Genomic DNA, 15,217 nt, shown 5'->3' with positions numbered 1-15,217 from the left:
CTGCACCGATGCACTGCGGGTCTTCTCGCTTTTCCCCTCGAAAAAAAGAATTCAACAATGCCGCAGATCGCGACAAACATACTCAGGATTCTCGGCGCTGCCGTCGTCGAAGGATCGAAGGTCTCCCTTGTCAGCCAGCTCGATTACAAGCTCTATCTCGAAATCGACAAGGTCCTTCAGGCCGCCGGCGGAAAGTGGAACCGCTCGGCAAAAGCCCATGTGTTCGAAGGGGATGCCGCGGAGGCGCTGGAACCGATCCTGCTTACCGGCGAATATTCCCGCATCAAACAGGACTTCGGCCAGTTCGATACGCCTCAACCCCTTGCCGGCGATGTGGCCGACCGCGCCGACATCAGGCCGCAGATGCGGGTCCTCGAACCGAGCGCCGGGCTCGGGAACATCGCCGTGGAGGCGGTTGCCGCCGGCGGATATGTCCATACGATCGAGATCGACGCGGCGCGATGCGCTCGCCTGGCGCTCAGGATCGCCCGTCTCGAGAGCATGCCTGCCGCCTCATTCTGCACCGGGCAACAGGCCGACTTCCTCGATATCCAGCCCGATGCATCCTACGATCGCATCGTGATGAACCCGCCCTTCGCCGGGCAGGATGACATCCGTCACGTCATCCATGCGTTCGGCTTTCTCAGGCGCAACGGCCGGCTGGTCGCGATCATGTCCGCGGGCATTCTGTTCAGGACCAACAAGCTCACGACGACGTTTCGCGACTTCGTTGCAGACCACGGCGGTGCCATCGAACCGCTTCCTGAAGGGTCTTTCCGGTCGTCGGGGACTGCGGTCAACACCTGCGTCGTTACGATCGTTGCAGGAGGTCGCCATGCCTAAGAAGCCGTGGATCATCAACTGGCGTATCGAGGGCACCCAGCAAGTTCTCGCCGACGATGCTGACGAAGCGCAGCAGCTTTTCGACAAGGGCTTCGGATCTCCGAATTTCCTCGATCCTCTGCGTGATGGCGAGGTTTCGAATGACCCGCCCTACCACAACGGAAAGGGAGGCGACGATGCAGATTCGGCGTAAACCCCGTCCCGGCGAGCCGGGCTCGCATCTTGCCCATTCGCTCTACTCGGCCGAACTCGGCGCACATGACCCCGGGCGATATCGCTTGACGCCGCCCTGCGCGCCCGATGTGCCGGCTCTGGTGCAACCGGGCATGACTGTTCGCACATCGTATGGGACGGGCGGCATCGTCGTCGCGGTCGAGGGCCCTACCATCCATCGCGGACAAGATGGTCGTGATTATCCGCATTTCACGATCATCTATGTTCCGGCGAAGCGGTTCGGCCGGCATTCCGCCGCTGACCATTGCTGGATCAATGAATGCGTCGCGGTCGGCGGCCGAATCCTGATGCTGCTCGAAGCCAATAGCGACGAGGTCTTCATCGACACAGGTCCGTCTGCGAAAGCCTGACAGCAGCGGGCCGCCGCCCGCACCTCATCTTCATTTTCCCTGTCAGGCCCGGTCCTCCGAAAGGAGCGCCGGGCCTCTCCACATTTCGGGAGAGCACGAGAACCCTGTCCTTCCTGAAACAATCCGTCGATATGGCCCGGCGTCGCCTGATCCCACGTAGCCGACCCCTCGCTTTCATCACCGTCAACACCGACCTGCTCTGACCGCCGGGCACATAGCTCCCGTCGGCGCGGACGCCTGCAGTAATGGAGGAGCATGATGCAAAACGAAACCAATTCCGCCCGTCTCGAAAACGTCGTCGGCGCGCCTGTCTACGGTGCGAGGGCGGCCCCTCGCTTCACCATCGCGGAGCATGTGCACACGTCGAGGGGCATCCCGATCTTCATTTGCGTTGTTGACGAACGATTCGACTGCACCGAATTCAGCGCACTCCGAAATCAGGCGCGCAAGCAGGGTGGATGGTACTTCCGTCCCTGGGAAAGCGCGCCGGGCGGTTTCGCATTCATGGATCGTGCCGCGGCCGAACGCTTTGCCGAGCCCGCAGGTCTGGACGACGCGGAGGAAGCCGATTCTGCCCCCGAGCCGGTTCCCCCCATTGCCGCAAAACTACGCGCCCTGGCGGAGGATATGCGGTTCGAGATTGACGCCAACCTGGCGGAACGCGCAACCAATACACCGAGACGGCGATTCTTTGCAGCCCTCGCCTGGGTCGATGGCCACCGCCTCTTGCGCACCCAGGCTGCATTGTTTGCGCTCGCCGACGCTCACATCGCGAAGACGGTTCCAACCGAGCTCTCCGATATCGAAAGGAAATCGCAGGTCTATGATCGCTTGGGCACTCTGTTTGATCGATCCTCGGCCGAATATTATGACATCGGAATCGATACTGGCGAGCCGCAGTGCGACACCGCCGCGGCGCGCGCTCTTTGGCGTCTGATCGGGATCGAAGATCCCGTCGATCCCTCGACCGAGCTCCTCAAGCAGGATGGCATATCGACATCCGCAGACCGCGCCTCAGACGATGCAGAACGGCTTGCGAGGATGCAGCGCCTCGTAATTCACAAGCAGCGGCTGCCGATCTTCGCGGCACGCACGGATGAGATCTCGATCCAGGCTCCTCGCGGCACCCGTATCCTGAAACTCTCACGCCAGTATCCCGACGAACCGTCGCCATTCGTTTGGTATGCATGCGATCCGACCGCTCCTGTTGAAGCGCTCACGATCCGCATCGTGGGAACCGGCGACGTGGTGCCGGACGCCCTGCTCGACGACTATCTGGGAACCGAGATTTTCCTCGATGGTCGACTGGTGCTCCATTTCTTTCGAGATGTCGCCTCGGCTCTGAACGAGAGCACCATCAAACGTGAGGACGGACGTTCGTCTAGCTCCCCTCAGTTCACGCAAGCTGACCAGCAGATCCGATAAGGAGGGCGCGATGCCAGAATATGAAGTCCAGGTCACGGCCCAGTTGACCGTCACCCGCCGCGTCATAGTGGAAGCGGCAGACGTCGAGGAGGCCAAGCGTCTTGCGATCGAAGACGCCAGTTATCTTCCCGATGATTGGGAGGTGCCGGGATCCGAGGAGTATACAACCGCACTCCTCGACCCGGAGGAACTCCAAGGCTTCGACACTGATGAAATCGAACTCGTCGAATGACTGTGCTCAGTTTGAACATCATGGGCGCCGATGCGCCCGCAACAGAGGAGGACATCGCGTGTTTCCCATCACGAAGGAGCAACGCCGCGCCATTCATCTGAAATGGCAACAGGCCGATCAGGGCCTTTCCTATCGCGCTTTCAGGAAGCTTGCCATTCCTGTCGCCGCTGCCGACGGAGCCGTTGCACTGCCCTGGTGCGGAATGTGGTTGTGTATAGAGGCCGACGGCTACACGCATAGCTAGGCGGCCAATCCGCCAATGGACCGCGTTTCTCGCTTGCGCAGCTGAACCTCATTGATGCGCGGGGGTCCCGGTAGCGGTGATCCAGCCGCATTTCCAGAAGCTTTATCCGATCGATCAAACACGGCATCCGCCGCGGTATGCCGTGCGGACCCGCGCGTGACTTTATTGCCAGAAGGAGGAATCCGATGAAAAGGACCGTTAGAACGAGCAGGCTCAAGGAGGGATCGCTGGTGTCAAAGCTTCTCACGCTCCGACCCGGCGAAACATTCTATCTCGACGACACTCGCGACGCGCCTGGAGCTCGACAGCTTTCCGGCGCCGTTCAAGCGGCGATGATCAAATCGCGAACGCTGACGGACCGTAGGTTCATCACATCCCGGTGGACCGCGGTGCAACCGTCGCCAGCCTGTGCCAAGCCCATTCTGGCCATCACCCGCGTCGACTCTGTCGCATTCTGGCAGCCGTAGGCGACTGCCCGCAATTCACCTTCCTTCCTCCCAACCAGGCCCGGTGCTCCGCAAGGAGCGCCGGGCCTTTCTGCATTTTCAGGAGAGCAACATGAGCCTTTCAGCCATCGCCCGCCCTTACCTCGCACCGCCGGTGTTCCTGAACTTCCGTTCGGAAGTCGTCGAGCCGACGCGCTTCGCCATCGTCTTCTGGGATGGTCCTGGGGATACGCTCTACGCCTTTGAAGATTGTGACGCTTTCGAGCGCCAGCGCGCCGCCGCGGAGCGAAACCTCGTCCCTGTACATGAGCTATCGGCCGGGGAAGCGGCTGCATGGATTGCCGCCGGCGGCAAGGCTGTCCTGCACGAAGTCTCGGTCGCCGGCGTTGCTGCATTCGGAAACCTCAAGCTCGCGCCCGGCTGAAGGCCGGGCGCCGCCGCCCGTGCCGCCGAGAGGGAGAGAGGGGCCGGGAAGGGGTGGCCTGGCGGGCTTGGAGAGCGCCCGGCGGCCGGCTCTTTCCCGCTCTCGATGAGGTTTCCCATGAACGCTCGGTCCTCCTTTGCCGCGAACCCGTTTGCCAGCAAGCCCCGCTTGCCCGAACAACGCAGCCGCGCCAGCAACATCTTTGCAGCCGGGGGCGCGCTCCTGCCGCTTCTTGAAGCAGGCCAGTCCATCACATCGGCCCACCTGCGCACCGTCCTCACCACTGAATCCGGCGGTTCGGACGCCGAGGGATTCTGGTCGTGGAAGGACGCCTACGAGGCGACGGAAGTCGCCCAGGTACTGTTCCTTCGCAAATTCGGCTCGGCCATTTCCGCCCGGACGAATATGCCCGAGGCGGCTCTTTCCATTCTGACCAGGCTTGCGGCGCTCAACCCGACGCATACGCGTCGATCCGAGGAAACCCAGAGGCTCCAGCAGTTTTCCACGCCCGTCGAACTCGCCTATGTCGCAGCAAGGGCCGCCTCCATCATGGCGGACGACGTCCTGCTTGAGCCGTCCGCCGGGACCGGCCTCATGGCGATCTTCGGCGAACTCGCCCATGCGCGCCTCGTTCTCAACGAATATGCGCCGGTCCGTCACTACCTCCTCGAGCAACTGTTTCCAGGAACATCGGTCACGCACCACGATGCGGCCCATCTCGACGACTATCTCGATCGCGTCGCCCGTCCCACCGTCGTGCTGATGAATCCGCCGTTTTCGGCCGGTGTGCATGTCGAGGGTCGCATGGCCGATGCAGCGTGGCGGCATCTCACTTCGGCTTTCGCCCGTCTTGTGCCTGGCGGCCGCCTCGTTGCCATCACCGGCTCCAGCCTTTCTCCCGACAATCCGAAATGGCGTGACGCCTTCGTTCGCTTGCAGGAGCGCGGTACGGTCGCGTTCAGCGCCGCGATCGCAGGCAGCGTCTTTGCCCGTCATGGCACGACGATGGAAACGCGGCTGACGGTCATCGACAAGATTGTGGCGGCCGACCCGACGAAGCTGGCCGAAAGTCGCGGTGTCGCACCCGATCTCGCAACATTGCTATCCTGGATCTCGGGCCTGCCGCCGCGCTCTCCGTCGACCGCATCGAACTCCATAGGCGCGCTGTCCAACGGCATTCTCCGGGCCTGCGCCGCGAAAATGGCAGCGCGCAAGGCCGCCGACACACTGCGCCCCGCCGCGGTTGCGGGATTGCAGTCGGGCCCCGCGCTCTCTCCCCGCGCACCGAACCGGGCGTCATTGGCCCCCGCGCCTGCCCATGAGGAGATCGTCGAACTCGGCTACGAGCTGCGCGATGCGCCGCCATCCGCGCGGCTGGATGTCGCCGATGGCATCTACGAGCCCTACGAGCTGCGGGCAATCCGCATTCCGGACGCCAAGCCGCATCCTGACAAGCTGGTCGAGTCCGTCGCCATGGCGTCGGTTGCCCCGCCCAAGCCCAGCTATCGGCCCCACCTCCCCAGGAACGTGATCACCGCCGGCGATCTTTCGGACGCCCAGCTCGAAAGCGTGATCTATGCCGGCGAAGCCCATTCCGGCCATCTCGCCGGCTTTTGGAAAGTCGATGCCTCGTTCGACAATCTCACAGCTGTCAGCCCGGAAACCGAGGGCGCGGTGCGATACCGTCGCGGATGGTTTCTCGGCGATGGCACGGGAGCCGGGAAGGGCCGGCAGGCCGCCGGCATCATTCTCGACAATTGGCTGAAGGGCCGCCGGCGGCACGTCTGGATCTCGAAATCCGAGACCTTGATCGAGGACGCCCAACGTGACTGGTCGGCACTCGGTCAGGAGAAGCTGCTGGTCACGCCTCTGTCGCGCTTCCGGCAGGGCAAGCCGATCAAGCTGGACGAGGGAATCCTGTTCGTGACCTTCGCGACGCTCCGCACGGACGAACGCGAGGGCAAGTCCTCCCGTGTCCAGCAGATCGTCGACTGGCTCTGCGAGGGCGAGGATCATGATGGCGTGGTCGATGAAGCAAAGATATTCGATGGCGTCGTCATCTTCGATGAAGGCCATGCCATGGCCAACGCTGCCGGCGGCAAGTCCGACCGTGGCGACAAGGCTGCCTCGCAGCAGGGTCGCGCCGGTCTTCGCCTTCAGCGCGCGCTGCCCGACGCGCGCGTCGTTTATGTCTCGGCAACCGGAGCATCCGAAGTCGAGTCGCTCGCCTATGCGGAGCGGCTCGGTCTTTGGGGCAGCGCCGACTTCCCCTTCGCCACCCGCAGCGAATTCATCGCCGCCGTCGAGGACGGCGGCGTTGCGACCATGGAGGTGCTCGCCCGCGATCTCAAGGCGATGGGGCTTTATGGCTCCCGCTCGCTGTCGTTCGAGGGTGTCGAATATGAGATCCTCGAACACGCGCTGACCGAGGAGCAGGTCCGCATCTACGATTCCTATGCCGAGGCTTATCAGGTGATCCACAATCGCCTCGATCAGGCGCTGGAAGCCTGCAGCATCACCTCGGCGGCTGGAACGCTCAACAAAAATGCCAAAGCCGCGGCGCGTTCCGCCTTCGAGAGCACGAAGCAGCGCTTCTTCAATCATCTTTTGACGAGCATGAAGACGCCCACGCTGATCGGCACGATCAACCAGGACGTGGCGGACGGCCATGCCGCGATTGTCCAGCTCATCTCGACGGGACAATCTATAACCGAGCGGCGGCTCGCCGAAATCCCGACAGAGGAATGGAACGACATCCAGGTCGACGTGACCCCGCGCGAGATCGTCGCGGAGTACCTGATGAACTCGTTCCCGACCCAGCTCTTTGAGGAATATTCGGACAACGAGGGCAATCTGCTTTCCCGACCTGCCTATGACGCCGACGGTAATCCGGTCCTGTGCCGTGAGGCCGCTGCCCGTCGTGACGAATTGCTGGAAAAACTCGGCAGCCTGCCGGCGATCCCGACCGCGCTCGACCAGATCGTCCAGCATTTCGGATCGGACAAGGTCGCCGAAATCACCGGACGCTCCCGTCGTATCGTGCGCCGGGATGGGGACGGCGCTTTTGCCCGCTTCGCCGTCGAGAGCCGGCCGGGCAGCGCCAATCTCGACGAGACGCGCGCCTTCATGGATGACCGGAAGCCGATCCTCGTCTTCTCGGAAGCCGGTGGAACCGGGCGCTCCTACCATGCCGATCTTGGCGCGAAGAACCAGCGCCAGCGCCTGCACAACCTGCTCGAAGCCGGCTGGCGCGCCGATGTCGCGATCCAGGGCCTCGGGCGCAGCCATCGCACCAACCAGGCCCAGCCGCCGCGCTTCCGGATGGTCGCGACCGATGTGAAGGCCGAGCGGCGGTTTCTCTCGACGATCGCCCGGCGGCTCGACACGCTCGGCGCGATCACCCGTGGCCAGCGCCAGACCGGCGGGCAGGGCATGTTCCGCAGCGAGGACAATCTCGAATCCCAATACGCCCGCGATGCGCTCAGGCAATTCTACAAGCGCGTCCATAGCGGTGCGGTCACCGGCTGCTCGCTGGAAGCCTTCGAGACGATCACGGGCCTCTCACTCTGCGACGAGGATGGTGGGTTGACGGATGAATTGCCGCCGATCCACACCTTCCTCAATCGCATGCTGGCGCTGACCATTGCCATGCAAAACGTCCTCTTCGAGTCCTTCGAGGAACTGCTGGCGGCCCGCATCGAGGGTGCCATCGCCGCCGGCGTCTACGACAAGGGCCTGGAGACGCTGACGGCCGATCGCATGACGCTGAAGGATCGCAAGCTGGTCTACACGCATCCGGTCACCGGCGCGCAGTCGCACCTTCTGACCATCGAGCGCCTGGACCGCAACCGGCCGATGCTCCTTGAGGATGCCCTTCGTCTGGTGGCGCGGGATCCGCGCGCGAAGTTGATGATCAACGCAAAGTCCGAGCGCGCCGCCGTCATGGCCCCGACACGCTCCATCATGCTCGACGACGGCTCGCTCCAGCCGCGCGTCGCGCTGATCCGGCCGATGGACGAACTGCGCTTCGAGATCCGTCATCTCGAAGAGACGAACTGGGAGGAGGCGGACGAACAGGTGTTCGCCGCCGCCTGGAATGCCGAGGTCGCCAAGGTGCCGGAATTCTCGACCTCGACCTTGCATGTCGTCTCGGGCCTGCTACTGCCGATCTGGAAACTGCTGCCGCAGGATTATTGCCGGGTCTACCGCCTGCAGACCGACGATGGCGAGCGCATCGTCGGCCGCGTGATCGCCCCGGCCGGCCTCTCCCGGCTGTGCAACAATTTCGGGATCGACCGGAGCGAGGTGCTCGATCCGGAGCAGGCTTGGCGGTCGGTGGTCGATGGCTCCTCAATCATCAGCCTTGCCGGTGAGATGACGGTGCGCCGCGTCCGGGTCATGAACGACAACCGCGTCGAATTGACCGGCTTCACGGACGGGATGCGCGACTGGCTGCGCGCGATCGGCCTGTTTTCGGAGATGATCGCATGGAAGCTGCGCTTCTTCATTCCGGTCACCGAGGAAGGCGCTGCAATCCTTTCGCGCCTGATGCAGCGTCATCGGTTGCTCGATGTCGTCAGCCGGAATTGAAGGAGGATCGCCATGCTCACGGCCTCCGAACTGGCGAACCGTCTTGCGCGCGATGCCGAGGCGGTTTGCCGGCACTATCTTTCCGCCGGCCGCAGGGCCGGCAATTACTGGATCGTCGGCGACACCGTCAACAGCAAGGGCAAGTCGCTCTATGTCCACCTCACCGGCCCGCGCGCCGGCCGGTGGGCTGACGGAGCCACGGCTGAATATGGTGACCTGCTCGATCTCGTGCGGGAGACCTGCGGGCTTGTCGATTTCCGCGACGTCGCTGACGAGGCGAGGCGGTTCCTCAGTCTTCCGCAACCCTATCCGGCGGCGTCCCGCAGGGGCGACGCCCGAACCGATCCGCCGGTCGTAAGACCGGCTGACGAGCGTGCGCAACGCCTGTTCCGCATGTCGCAGCCGCTGGCGGGGACCCTCGCGGACAGCTATCTGCGCCAGCGCGGCATCCTGCGCGCATCCCTGCACCCCGCGCTTCGCTATCATCCGTCCTGCTACTATCGCGATCTCGCAACGGGCCGGACGTGCAGCTTCCCCGCGCTGATCGCGGCCGTGACCGACCCCGGTGGCACGATCACCGGCGTGCATCGCACCTGGCTCGACCCCGATGGTTGCGGCAAGGCGCTGGTCGACGATCCCCGCCGGGCGCTCGGCGGCCTGCTCGGCAATGCGGTTCGCTTCGCCTTTCCTGTCCACCGCCCCGTATCGGTCATGGCCGCCGGCGAAGGCCTCGAAAGCATCCTGTCCCTGTCGCACGTCATGCCCGGCATGCCGATGGTCTCGGCGCTGACGGCCAATCACCTCGCCGCCTTCGAGCTGCCGCCCGATTGCATGCGCCTCTACATCGCCGCCGACGCCGACGCTGCTGGCCGGAGCGGCATCGAGCGACTGAGCCGCCGGGCGCAGGCCCGCGGGATCCTGCCGCTGGTGCTCGCCCCGGAACTCGGCGACTTCAACGACGATCTGCGGCAGGACCCGAGCCGCCTGATCGGCAGTCTCAGGGCGCAGCTCGCCCCGGAAGACGCAAGCGTCTTTCTGCCGTCGTGATGAGGCCGTGATGGGGAGATGGGCGGGGCGGGAGCGGCAGAGGGGAGGGCGGCCATGCTGGTCGCCGCACGGATGAGCGCGCACCTGCGGGCCTGCCGAGAGGCGACCCTTACCATCAGGCGTTCGGGCCTCCAACCGCCGGGGACAGGTTTTTTCCCCGCGCCGGCGAAGCCGGCGCTCCTCGCGGAGCAAAAAACCTGTCCCCGGCGGCCCGGCGCTGCGCTGGGCCGCGGCGCGAGCGCCGCGGTTCCGGCCCGCCCGCCGGATGGAAAGGGATCGCCGTCAGGCCGCGAGAGGCGCGGCCGCAACCGACGGAGATCACCATGAACGTCCAACTTCCCATCGATGCCGCTACCGAGCTCCACACATCGTCCCCGACCGACCGGGTCATCTACGAGATGCAGGTCTACGGTTATCGTCCGTTCGAGGACGAGCCGGACCCGCGCCCGCTGCCGGAGGAGCCAGTCGTCCAGTCCGCGCTGACCGCGATGTTCGACGCGATGTTCGAAATGCTCGGCGACACGCGGCTGGAGCCCGACCTCGAAGACATGCTCTGGTCGACGGTCAACCTCTTCCACCGCGCCGGCGAACGCATCCAGCGCGAGCTTCAGCGCAACGAGGACGCCCAGCGAAACGGGCAGCGCGAGCAGGACGGCTCGGAAGTCAAGAGCGTCGAGCTCGAACGCCATATCATGGAGGGCATCTCGCTCCTCGAGCGCCGCAACGCCTTCGAGTTCATGCGCGACTATGCAGCCGAGTTGTTCGCGGCACAGACTGGCTCGGCCTGGCGGCCGCGCACCGGATCGAAGGTGAGCCACGCCAACATGACCGCCGCGATGATCGACTCCAGAGACTTCCTCTCAGCTCGCCGGCGCGCCGAGACCGAGGTTCTGATCCCGGCCGGCACCAAGATCGCCTTCTCCGGGGGAACCGACTACAACGAGCATCAGGTGATCTGGGACGCTCTGGACCGCGCCCGCGCAAAATTCCCCGATATGGTCCTCCTGCACGGCGGCAGCAAGACCGGCGCTGAACGCATCGCCGCACGCTGGGCCGGTACGCGCGGCGTCACGGAGATCCCCTTCCCGCCAAACTTCAAAAAGTATTCGCGCACGGTAGCGCCGTTCAAGCGCAACGACCAGCTGATCGAAACGATGCCGACTGGACTGATCCTGTTTCCCGGCGGCGGCATCCAGGGCAATATGGCCGACAAGGCCCGCAAGCTCGGCATCCCGGTCTGGCGCTTTGGAGGCAACGGCGCGTGAGCGCCGTTTTCCTTTCCAGCCGCGAAACGCGGCTCGTCTCCGCCGGGCGATCAGCCCGGCGAAGAGCGCGTTCAGCGCTTCGGGCGAGGGTGCCCCATGAGGGCTTCGTACTCCCGGTCCGTCAATCGTTCGACGGTGCGCAGCTGCGCGGGAATGTCCATCCGTTCGTGCAGAACAGCGGCGACGACAAAAGTCGCGTCGTCCACCACGATATAGGCAGCATAGTGATGCTCGATCTTGTGGAGGCGGAACAGGGAATTGCCCACCCGCTCGTCCTTCTTCGTGCGCACGCGGGCATAGGCTTCGGGGATCTCCTCGAAGCCCTTCCGAAGCAGGCGTCCATAGGCTTTCGCCTGTTGCGGCGACCAGATTCGCGCCGTCTCGCGGATCGCCAGACGGTAGTTTTCCAGCGCCGTCGGCAGGATAAGGATGCGGGGAGCCACTAACGCAGCTCTTCGTCCAATTCCGCGTCGACGGCATCCAGCGCGGACAGCGGCATCATTTCCCCGCGCCGGAATTCTTCCTCCGCCTTCAACAGGGAGCGGACCGCATAACGGCGGTCTTCCTCGCGCGCCATATCTTCGCGGATCAGCGCGCGCACATATTCGCTCGGCGTCGTGTACTGGTTCTTGCCGTTTGCGCGCATATCGACGAAGGCGCGCATTTCGTCGGGCAAACTCACATGCAGGCTGCTGGTCATGGCCGCGCCCTCCCGGTTGGATTTGTCGACGCGGATTTTCCCGTACCGGGACTTTAATGTCAATATTTGACATCGGCATGGCATCCCCGGCTTTGGCCGTGATGGGCATCGTCGCAGGTCCCGAGCGGAGGTCTGGCACGGCTGGGTCCCGCTTTCTTCCCGCGAAGCAAAAGCCGGCCGAAGGCCGGCCCGGGCCGTCTGCTGGTCCGCGGAACGGCTTCGCCGTTCCGCTCCTTCGATGCGGTCGCCTAGAGGGAGAGGTGGGCAGGGAGGGGGTAGGCCTGTTGGTGGAAAAAGGAGAGCGACCATGGCGATGATATTCGTAGGCGGATCACGCGACATATTCGAGCTGCCGGAACCGGTGATAGCGCGCATCGGCGCGATGATCGCCGCCGAGCATGGCGTGTTGGTCGGCGATGCGCCCGGAGCTGATGCGGAGGCGCAGAGCCTGCTCGCCGGCTATGGCTATGAGCATGTCGGCGTCTTCCATGCCGGCAGCGAGCCGCGCAACAATCTGGGCGACTGGGCGGCATATCACCGGCCTGCGCCGGGAGGCGCGCACGGCTACGCCTTTCATGCCGAAAAGGATCGCGAGATGGCGCGGCGGGCCGATTACGGGCTGATGGTCTGGGATGGCGCTTCGCCGGGAACCTGCCTCAACATGCTGCGCCTTGCCGCAGCCGGTTCCCCCTGCGTCGTCTACGACACGATGCGCAGAGCGACATTCACGCTCCGAAGCCTTCCCGATTGGCATGAGATGCTGCGCAATGCCGGCCGGGATCTGGTGGGGCGGATCGAGGCACGCATGACCGACGGGGAGCGCCATCTCGCCAACGGGCGATGAAACGCCTGTTCGGCGGGCGTCTTGCCCGGCCGCGGCCGGCCGACAGCACGCCGGCGTCTCGCTGCGATGATCTCCGTGGCTTCCTGCCGCCCTTCAGGAAGCCGGCCCCTTGCGGGACCGGTCCGCTCGGCCCCTCCGATGTCGTGCAGAGAGAGATCGTCTCCTTGCCGTCCTCGCCGCCGGGCGCGGCGGCCAGGACCGATGCGGAAGATAATGCCTGCCTCGAAGACCTCAATCCGGGTCGAGACGCGGCATATCGGACCCGCTGCACGTCTCACCCCGGTCCCAACCCACGCCGTCGAACGCCGGGCGCTTGCGATGACGTCGGCACCCCGGAGCGCCCTCGCGGGGTAGTCGTGCGGGAAGGGCGGCAAAGGCAATGGCGCGCAAACCGATAGGCAAAGTCACCTCCATCGAGCGGTCGCAGCGCTGGCGGAGAGGCTGCAAGTCGGGACGCCACGGCACGCATCACCTCCGGTTCCACACGGCCCGTTCCCATTGATGCCGACTTTGTAGAGGACTGCCTGCTTTTGCGGCCAACCCCTGAAGGGGTAAGACTCGACAGAAATTTTTGCAAAATTCGATTTCGGTTTGTCCGCTTTGGCGGCAAATCGAATTTTCCAAAATTTTCCGCCGAGCTGACCGCAGCAGGTCAGCCCTCTCCTTTGCCGACATCGGGAACGGTCCCGATGGAACCGAAGGAGAACTACCATGGCATCCACGATCGCAAACCTCACCACCAAGGCCGACGGCTCGATGGAAGGCGTCTTCGCAACGCTCCGCGTCAATGCCCCGATCGCCGTCCTCCCCAACGCCCACAAGTCCCGCGAGGACGCCCCGGACTACCGCGTCATCAACAAGCGCACCGGGTTCGAGATCGGCGCGGGCTGGAACAAGATCTCGCCGCGCAGCGGGGCAGAATACGTCTCGATCCGGATGGAGGCCCCCGAGATCGGCGTCATCTTCGGGAACCTGGCCCCCGCGCCGGGCGGCGAGGACAACAAGAAGGTGATCCTCTGGAACAACCCGGAGTGAGCCGAACCGAACCGGCCCCGCAAGGGGCCGGCTTCCTTTTGCCCCTCGTGAAGGAGACTACGATGAACACGCACCTGATCGCAATGCTTCTGCCGGGACCGCTCGGAATCGACGTCGACCTGTCGTTCCTCCTCGACCTGCCGATCGCCCTGCACCCTATCGAACGGACGAACCATTACGCGCCCGACTACCGGCTCGACACCAGCGACGTCGAACTCGGCCATGGCTGGAGCAACACGAGCCCGGTCAACGGCATCCCCTATATCGCCGTTGTCGTCAGGTGCCCGTCGGGAAAGCGGATTTCCGGTGTTGCATGGCAGTCGCCCGAACAGGCAGGACTGTGGGCTATCCAACTTCAGGAAAGCTGCACGGTCGATTTCCACGCCTGATCCCATAGGATCCGGCCGCCCGGCGCGGCCGGATTTTAGCGGTGCCCCACGAGAGGAAGGTCTGTCTGCTCAGATCGCCAAGTCTGCCATGACGGAGCGGCGCGCGTCAAAACCGCGTGGTACCCCCAATTTTTCCGCCGAACCGCTAAAGCGGCTCGACAAAAAAATCGGCTCCCCCACGCGCGAGCCGCTAAAGCGGGTTTTGACCCGCACCGCTCCGTCATGGCCGACAACGTCATCTTTCACATCATCAAGGAGATGACGACGATGACGAACACCCTCGAAAACCACATCGAAGAGCTGCGCCGCGAAGCGAACCACTGCGACCCGGCCGAGCGCGCCCAGATCGAGGCCGAGCTGGAACAGGCCCGCGCCGAACTGGCCGCACGCATCGCCGCCGAGGACGCCGAGCCTCCCCACTGAGGGAGGCTTTTGCCTTGCACGATTGGGCCGACGCGCCGGATCGACCGGCGCCCCGGCCCGAAGCTCCGCTTCCCATCCCATCCTTCCGATCGTCGTTTAGCGCCGCCCATGCATCGAGCCCGTGGCTTTCGTGGCGTATCCGCGAGACCGTCTCACCCGAAGCAGCGCCAGGAACATCGCGACCGCGTCCTCTTCCCGCTCGAAATGATGCACCTTCGCCTGACCGCCAGTCCCGATCCGTCCCCATCGCCGGACCAGGCAGGGTGTCCCGAACAGCGTCTGCTCGATCGCAAGGGCATAGAAGCGCGCCATATTCCGGCCAGCATCCAGGCGTTCCGTATAGAGATGATAGGGTTGCATCAGCATGGCGAGAAGATCGCCCGTTCGCCGATCGACGTCCAACGACACTTTTGAATCGGAGGGCCGGGTTCGATTCAATTTCCTGATAGGTGGACGGTTCAGAGGAAAGGTGATCTGGGCGAGCCGGCCCTTGGCCGACCGCTCCCTACTCGCGCCGTGCCGTCGCTCCCCGAGCCGGCGAAGCCGTCTCGGCCTGCGGTCACGCTCACTCTCGCTGGGCAAAGCAGCCGGATCGACCGGCCACTTTGCCGCAATGGGATACCCCTCGCACACCCCGCCGGCTGGTCGCCGGAGATGGACACGGCCCTTGGGGGCCGTGGCTATCTCTCTCTCAATGACGACCTAGCCTATCGCTTCCCGACAAGC

At 64.3% G+C, this 15,217-nt stretch carries 17 protein-coding genes; 14 read left to right on the top strand and 3 right to left on the bottom strand.

Annotated elements, in window-relative coordinates; translation table 11 throughout:
• The first annotated feature begins 57 nt into the window (after window positions 1-57).
• The 10 genes from DSD28_RS21720 to DSD28_RS21670 all read left to right on the top strand — a co-directional run bounded on the left by DSD28_RS21720 (window position 58) and on the right by DSD28_RS21670 (window position 11,100).
• Complete coding sequence (locus DSD28_RS21720) at window positions 58-843, top strand: methyltransferase (protein WP_119258522.1); 786 nt, start codon at window positions 58-60, stop codon at window positions 841-843.
• Window positions 836-1,036, top strand: coding sequence for a hypothetical protein (locus DSD28_RS21715; protein WP_119258521.1), 201 nt, complete (start codon window positions 836-838; stop codon window positions 1,034-1,036). Before DSD28_RS21720 ends, DSD28_RS21715 begins: the two co-directional genes overlap by 8 nt.
• Window positions 1,020-1,427, top strand: a complete 408-nt coding sequence (locus DSD28_RS21710) for a hypothetical protein (protein ID WP_119258520.1) — start codon at window positions 1,020-1,022, stop codon at window positions 1,425-1,427. The genes DSD28_RS21715 and DSD28_RS21710 overlap by 17 nt, the downstream gene beginning before the upstream one ends.
• A 258-nt stretch (window positions 1,428-1,685) precedes the next feature.
• Window positions 1,686-2,852, top strand: coding sequence for a DUF7352 domain-containing protein (locus DSD28_RS21705; RefSeq protein WP_119258519.1), 1,167 nt, complete (start codon window positions 1,686-1,688; stop codon window positions 2,850-2,852).
• Between the two features lie 10 nt (window positions 2,853-2,862).
• Window positions 2,863-3,084, top strand: coding sequence for a hypothetical protein (locus tag DSD28_RS21700; RefSeq protein WP_119258518.1), 222 nt, complete (start codon window positions 2,863-2,865; stop codon window positions 3,082-3,084).
• A gap of 58 nt (window positions 3,085-3,142) precedes the next feature.
• Complete coding sequence (locus DSD28_RS21695; RefSeq protein WP_119258517.1) at window positions 3,143-3,328, top strand: hypothetical protein; 186 nt, start codon at window positions 3,143-3,145, stop codon at window positions 3,326-3,328.
• A gap of 558 nt (window positions 3,329-3,886) precedes the next feature.
• Window positions 3,887-4,198 carry a hypothetical protein gene (locus tag DSD28_RS21685; RefSeq protein WP_119258515.1) on the top strand — a complete coding sequence of 104 codons (312 nt, stop codon included), beginning with the start codon at window positions 3,887-3,889 and terminating at the stop codon, window positions 4,196-4,198.
• A gap of 117 nt (window positions 4,199-4,315) precedes the next feature.
• Window positions 4,316-8,788, top strand: a complete 4,473-nt coding sequence (locus DSD28_RS21680; RefSeq protein ID WP_119258514.1) for a bifunctional class I SAM-dependent methyltransferase/DEAD/DEAH box helicase — start codon at window positions 4,316-4,318, stop codon at window positions 8,786-8,788.
• Window positions 8,789-8,800: 12 nt separating this feature from the next.
• Entirely contained in the window at window positions 8,801-9,835 is a 1,035-nt protein-coding gene (locus DSD28_RS21675; protein WP_119258513.1) for a DUF7146 domain-containing protein, read from the top strand.
• Window positions 9,836-10,158: 323 nt separating this feature from the next.
• Window positions 10,159-11,100: a DUF2493 domain-containing protein gene (locus tag DSD28_RS21670; RefSeq protein ID WP_119258512.1), complete on the top strand. Its 942-nt coding sequence runs from the start codon at window positions 10,159-10,161 to the stop codon at window positions 11,098-11,100.
• A gap of 71 nt (window positions 11,101-11,171) precedes the next feature.
• Here the strand turns inward: DSD28_RS21670 and DSD28_RS21665 are convergent, their stop codons facing one another.
• Together DSD28_RS21665 and DSD28_RS21660 are read right to left on the bottom strand one after the other, a co-directional pair.
• Window positions 11,172-11,543: a type II toxin-antitoxin system RelE/ParE family toxin gene (locus DSD28_RS21665; protein WP_119258511.1), complete on the bottom strand. Its 372-nt coding sequence runs from the start codon at window positions 11,541-11,543 to the stop codon at window positions 11,172-11,174.
• Window positions 11,543-11,800 carry a ribbon-helix-helix domain-containing protein gene (locus tag DSD28_RS21660; RefSeq protein WP_119258510.1) on the bottom strand — a complete coding sequence of 86 codons (258 nt, stop codon included), beginning with the start codon at window positions 11,798-11,800 and terminating at the stop codon, window positions 11,543-11,545. Before DSD28_RS21660 ends, DSD28_RS21665 begins: the two co-directional genes overlap by 1 nt.
• Window positions 11,801-12,107: 307 nt before the next feature.
• Between DSD28_RS21660 and DSD28_RS21655 the strand changes: the two genes are divergently transcribed.
• From DSD28_RS21655 to DSD28_RS21640, 4 genes are all read left to right on the top strand, one after another.
• On the top strand, window positions 12,108-12,644 hold the full coding sequence (locus DSD28_RS21655; protein WP_119258509.1) for a hypothetical protein: 537 nt from the start codon (window positions 12,108-12,110) through the stop codon (window positions 12,642-12,644).
• A 711-nt stretch (window positions 12,645-13,355) separates the two neighbouring features.
• Window positions 13,356-13,679 carry a DUF736 domain-containing protein gene (locus DSD28_RS21650; protein WP_119258508.1) on the top strand — a complete coding sequence of 108 codons (324 nt, stop codon included), beginning with the start codon at window positions 13,356-13,358 and terminating at the stop codon, window positions 13,677-13,679.
• Window positions 13,680-13,741: 62 nt separating this feature from the next.
• Complete coding sequence (locus DSD28_RS21645) at window positions 13,742-14,068, top strand: DUF736 family protein (protein WP_119258507.1); 327 nt, start codon at window positions 13,742-13,744, stop codon at window positions 14,066-14,068.
• A 222-nt stretch (window positions 14,069-14,290) separates the two neighbouring features.
• Window positions 14,291-14,491, top strand: coding sequence for a hypothetical protein (locus DSD28_RS21640; protein ID WP_119258506.1), 201 nt, complete (start codon window positions 14,291-14,293; stop codon window positions 14,489-14,491).
• A 96-nt stretch (window positions 14,492-14,587) separates the two neighbouring features.
• Here the strand turns inward: DSD28_RS21640 and DSD28_RS21635 are convergent, their stop codons facing one another.
• A complete protein-coding gene (locus DSD28_RS21635) occupies window positions 14,588-14,857 on the bottom strand; it encodes a WGR domain-containing protein (protein ID WP_119258621.1) in 270 nt (89 codons plus the stop codon).
• Between the last annotated feature and the right edge of the window lie 360 nt (window positions 14,858-15,217).

The sequence above is a fragment of the Shinella zoogloeoides genome, assembly GCF_003574625.1.
Taxonomy (GTDB): domain Bacteria; phylum Pseudomonadota; class Alphaproteobacteria; order Rhizobiales; family Rhizobiaceae; genus Shinella; species Shinella zoogloeoides_A.
Note: the sequence above shows the minus strand (reverse complement) of the source record. Positions and strands in the feature narration are given on the sequence as shown.

Coding starts and splice junctions, on each gene's coding strand:
- DSD28_RS21700 (WP_119258518.1), top strand. CDS start 2,863: ATGCCAGAATATGAAGTCCAGGTCACGGCCCAGTTGACCGTCACCCGC.
- DSD28_RS21705 (WP_119258519.1), top strand. CDS start 1,686: ATGCAAAACGAAACCAATTCCGCCCGTCTCGAAAACGTCGTCGGCGCG.
- DSD28_RS21645 (WP_119258507.1), top strand. CDS start 13,742: ATGAACACGCACCTGATCGCAATGCTTCTGCCGGGACCGCTCGGAATC.
- DSD28_RS21720 (WP_119258522.1), top strand. CDS start 58: ATGCCGCAGATCGCGACAAACATACTCAGGATTCTCGGCGCTGCCGTC.
- DSD28_RS21715 (WP_119258521.1), top strand. CDS start 836: ATGCCTAAGAAGCCGTGGATCATCAACTGGCGTATCGAGGGCACCCAG.
- DSD28_RS21685 (WP_119258515.1), top strand. CDS start 3,887: ATGAGCCTTTCAGCCATCGCCCGCCCTTACCTCGCACCGCCGGTGTTC.
- DSD28_RS21680 (WP_119258514.1), top strand. CDS start 4,316: ATGAACGCTCGGTCCTCCTTTGCCGCGAACCCGTTTGCCAGCAAGCCC.
- DSD28_RS21670 (WP_119258512.1), top strand. CDS start 10,159: ATGAACGTCCAACTTCCCATCGATGCCGCTACCGAGCTCCACACATCG.
- DSD28_RS21655 (WP_119258509.1), top strand. CDS start 12,108: ATGGCGATGATATTCGTAGGCGGATCACGCGACATATTCGAGCTGCCG.
- DSD28_RS21640 (WP_119258506.1), top strand. CDS start 14,291: ATGGCCGACAACGTCATCTTTCACATCATCAAGGAGATGACGACGATG.
- DSD28_RS21710 (WP_119258520.1), top strand. CDS start 1,020: ATGCAGATTCGGCGTAAACCCCGTCCCGGCGAGCCGGGCTCGCATCTT.
- DSD28_RS21635 (WP_119258621.1), bottom strand. CDS start 14,857: ATGCTGATGCAACCCTATCATCTCTATACGGAACGCCTGGATGCTGGC.
- DSD28_RS21650 (WP_119258508.1), top strand. CDS start 13,356: ATGGCATCCACGATCGCAAACCTCACCACCAAGGCCGACGGCTCGATG.
- DSD28_RS21660 (WP_119258510.1), bottom strand. CDS start 11,800: ATGACCAGCAGCCTGCATGTGAGTTTGCCCGACGAAATGCGCGCCTTC.
- DSD28_RS21675 (WP_119258513.1), top strand. CDS start 8,801: ATGCTCACGGCCTCCGAACTGGCGAACCGTCTTGCGCGCGATGCCGAG.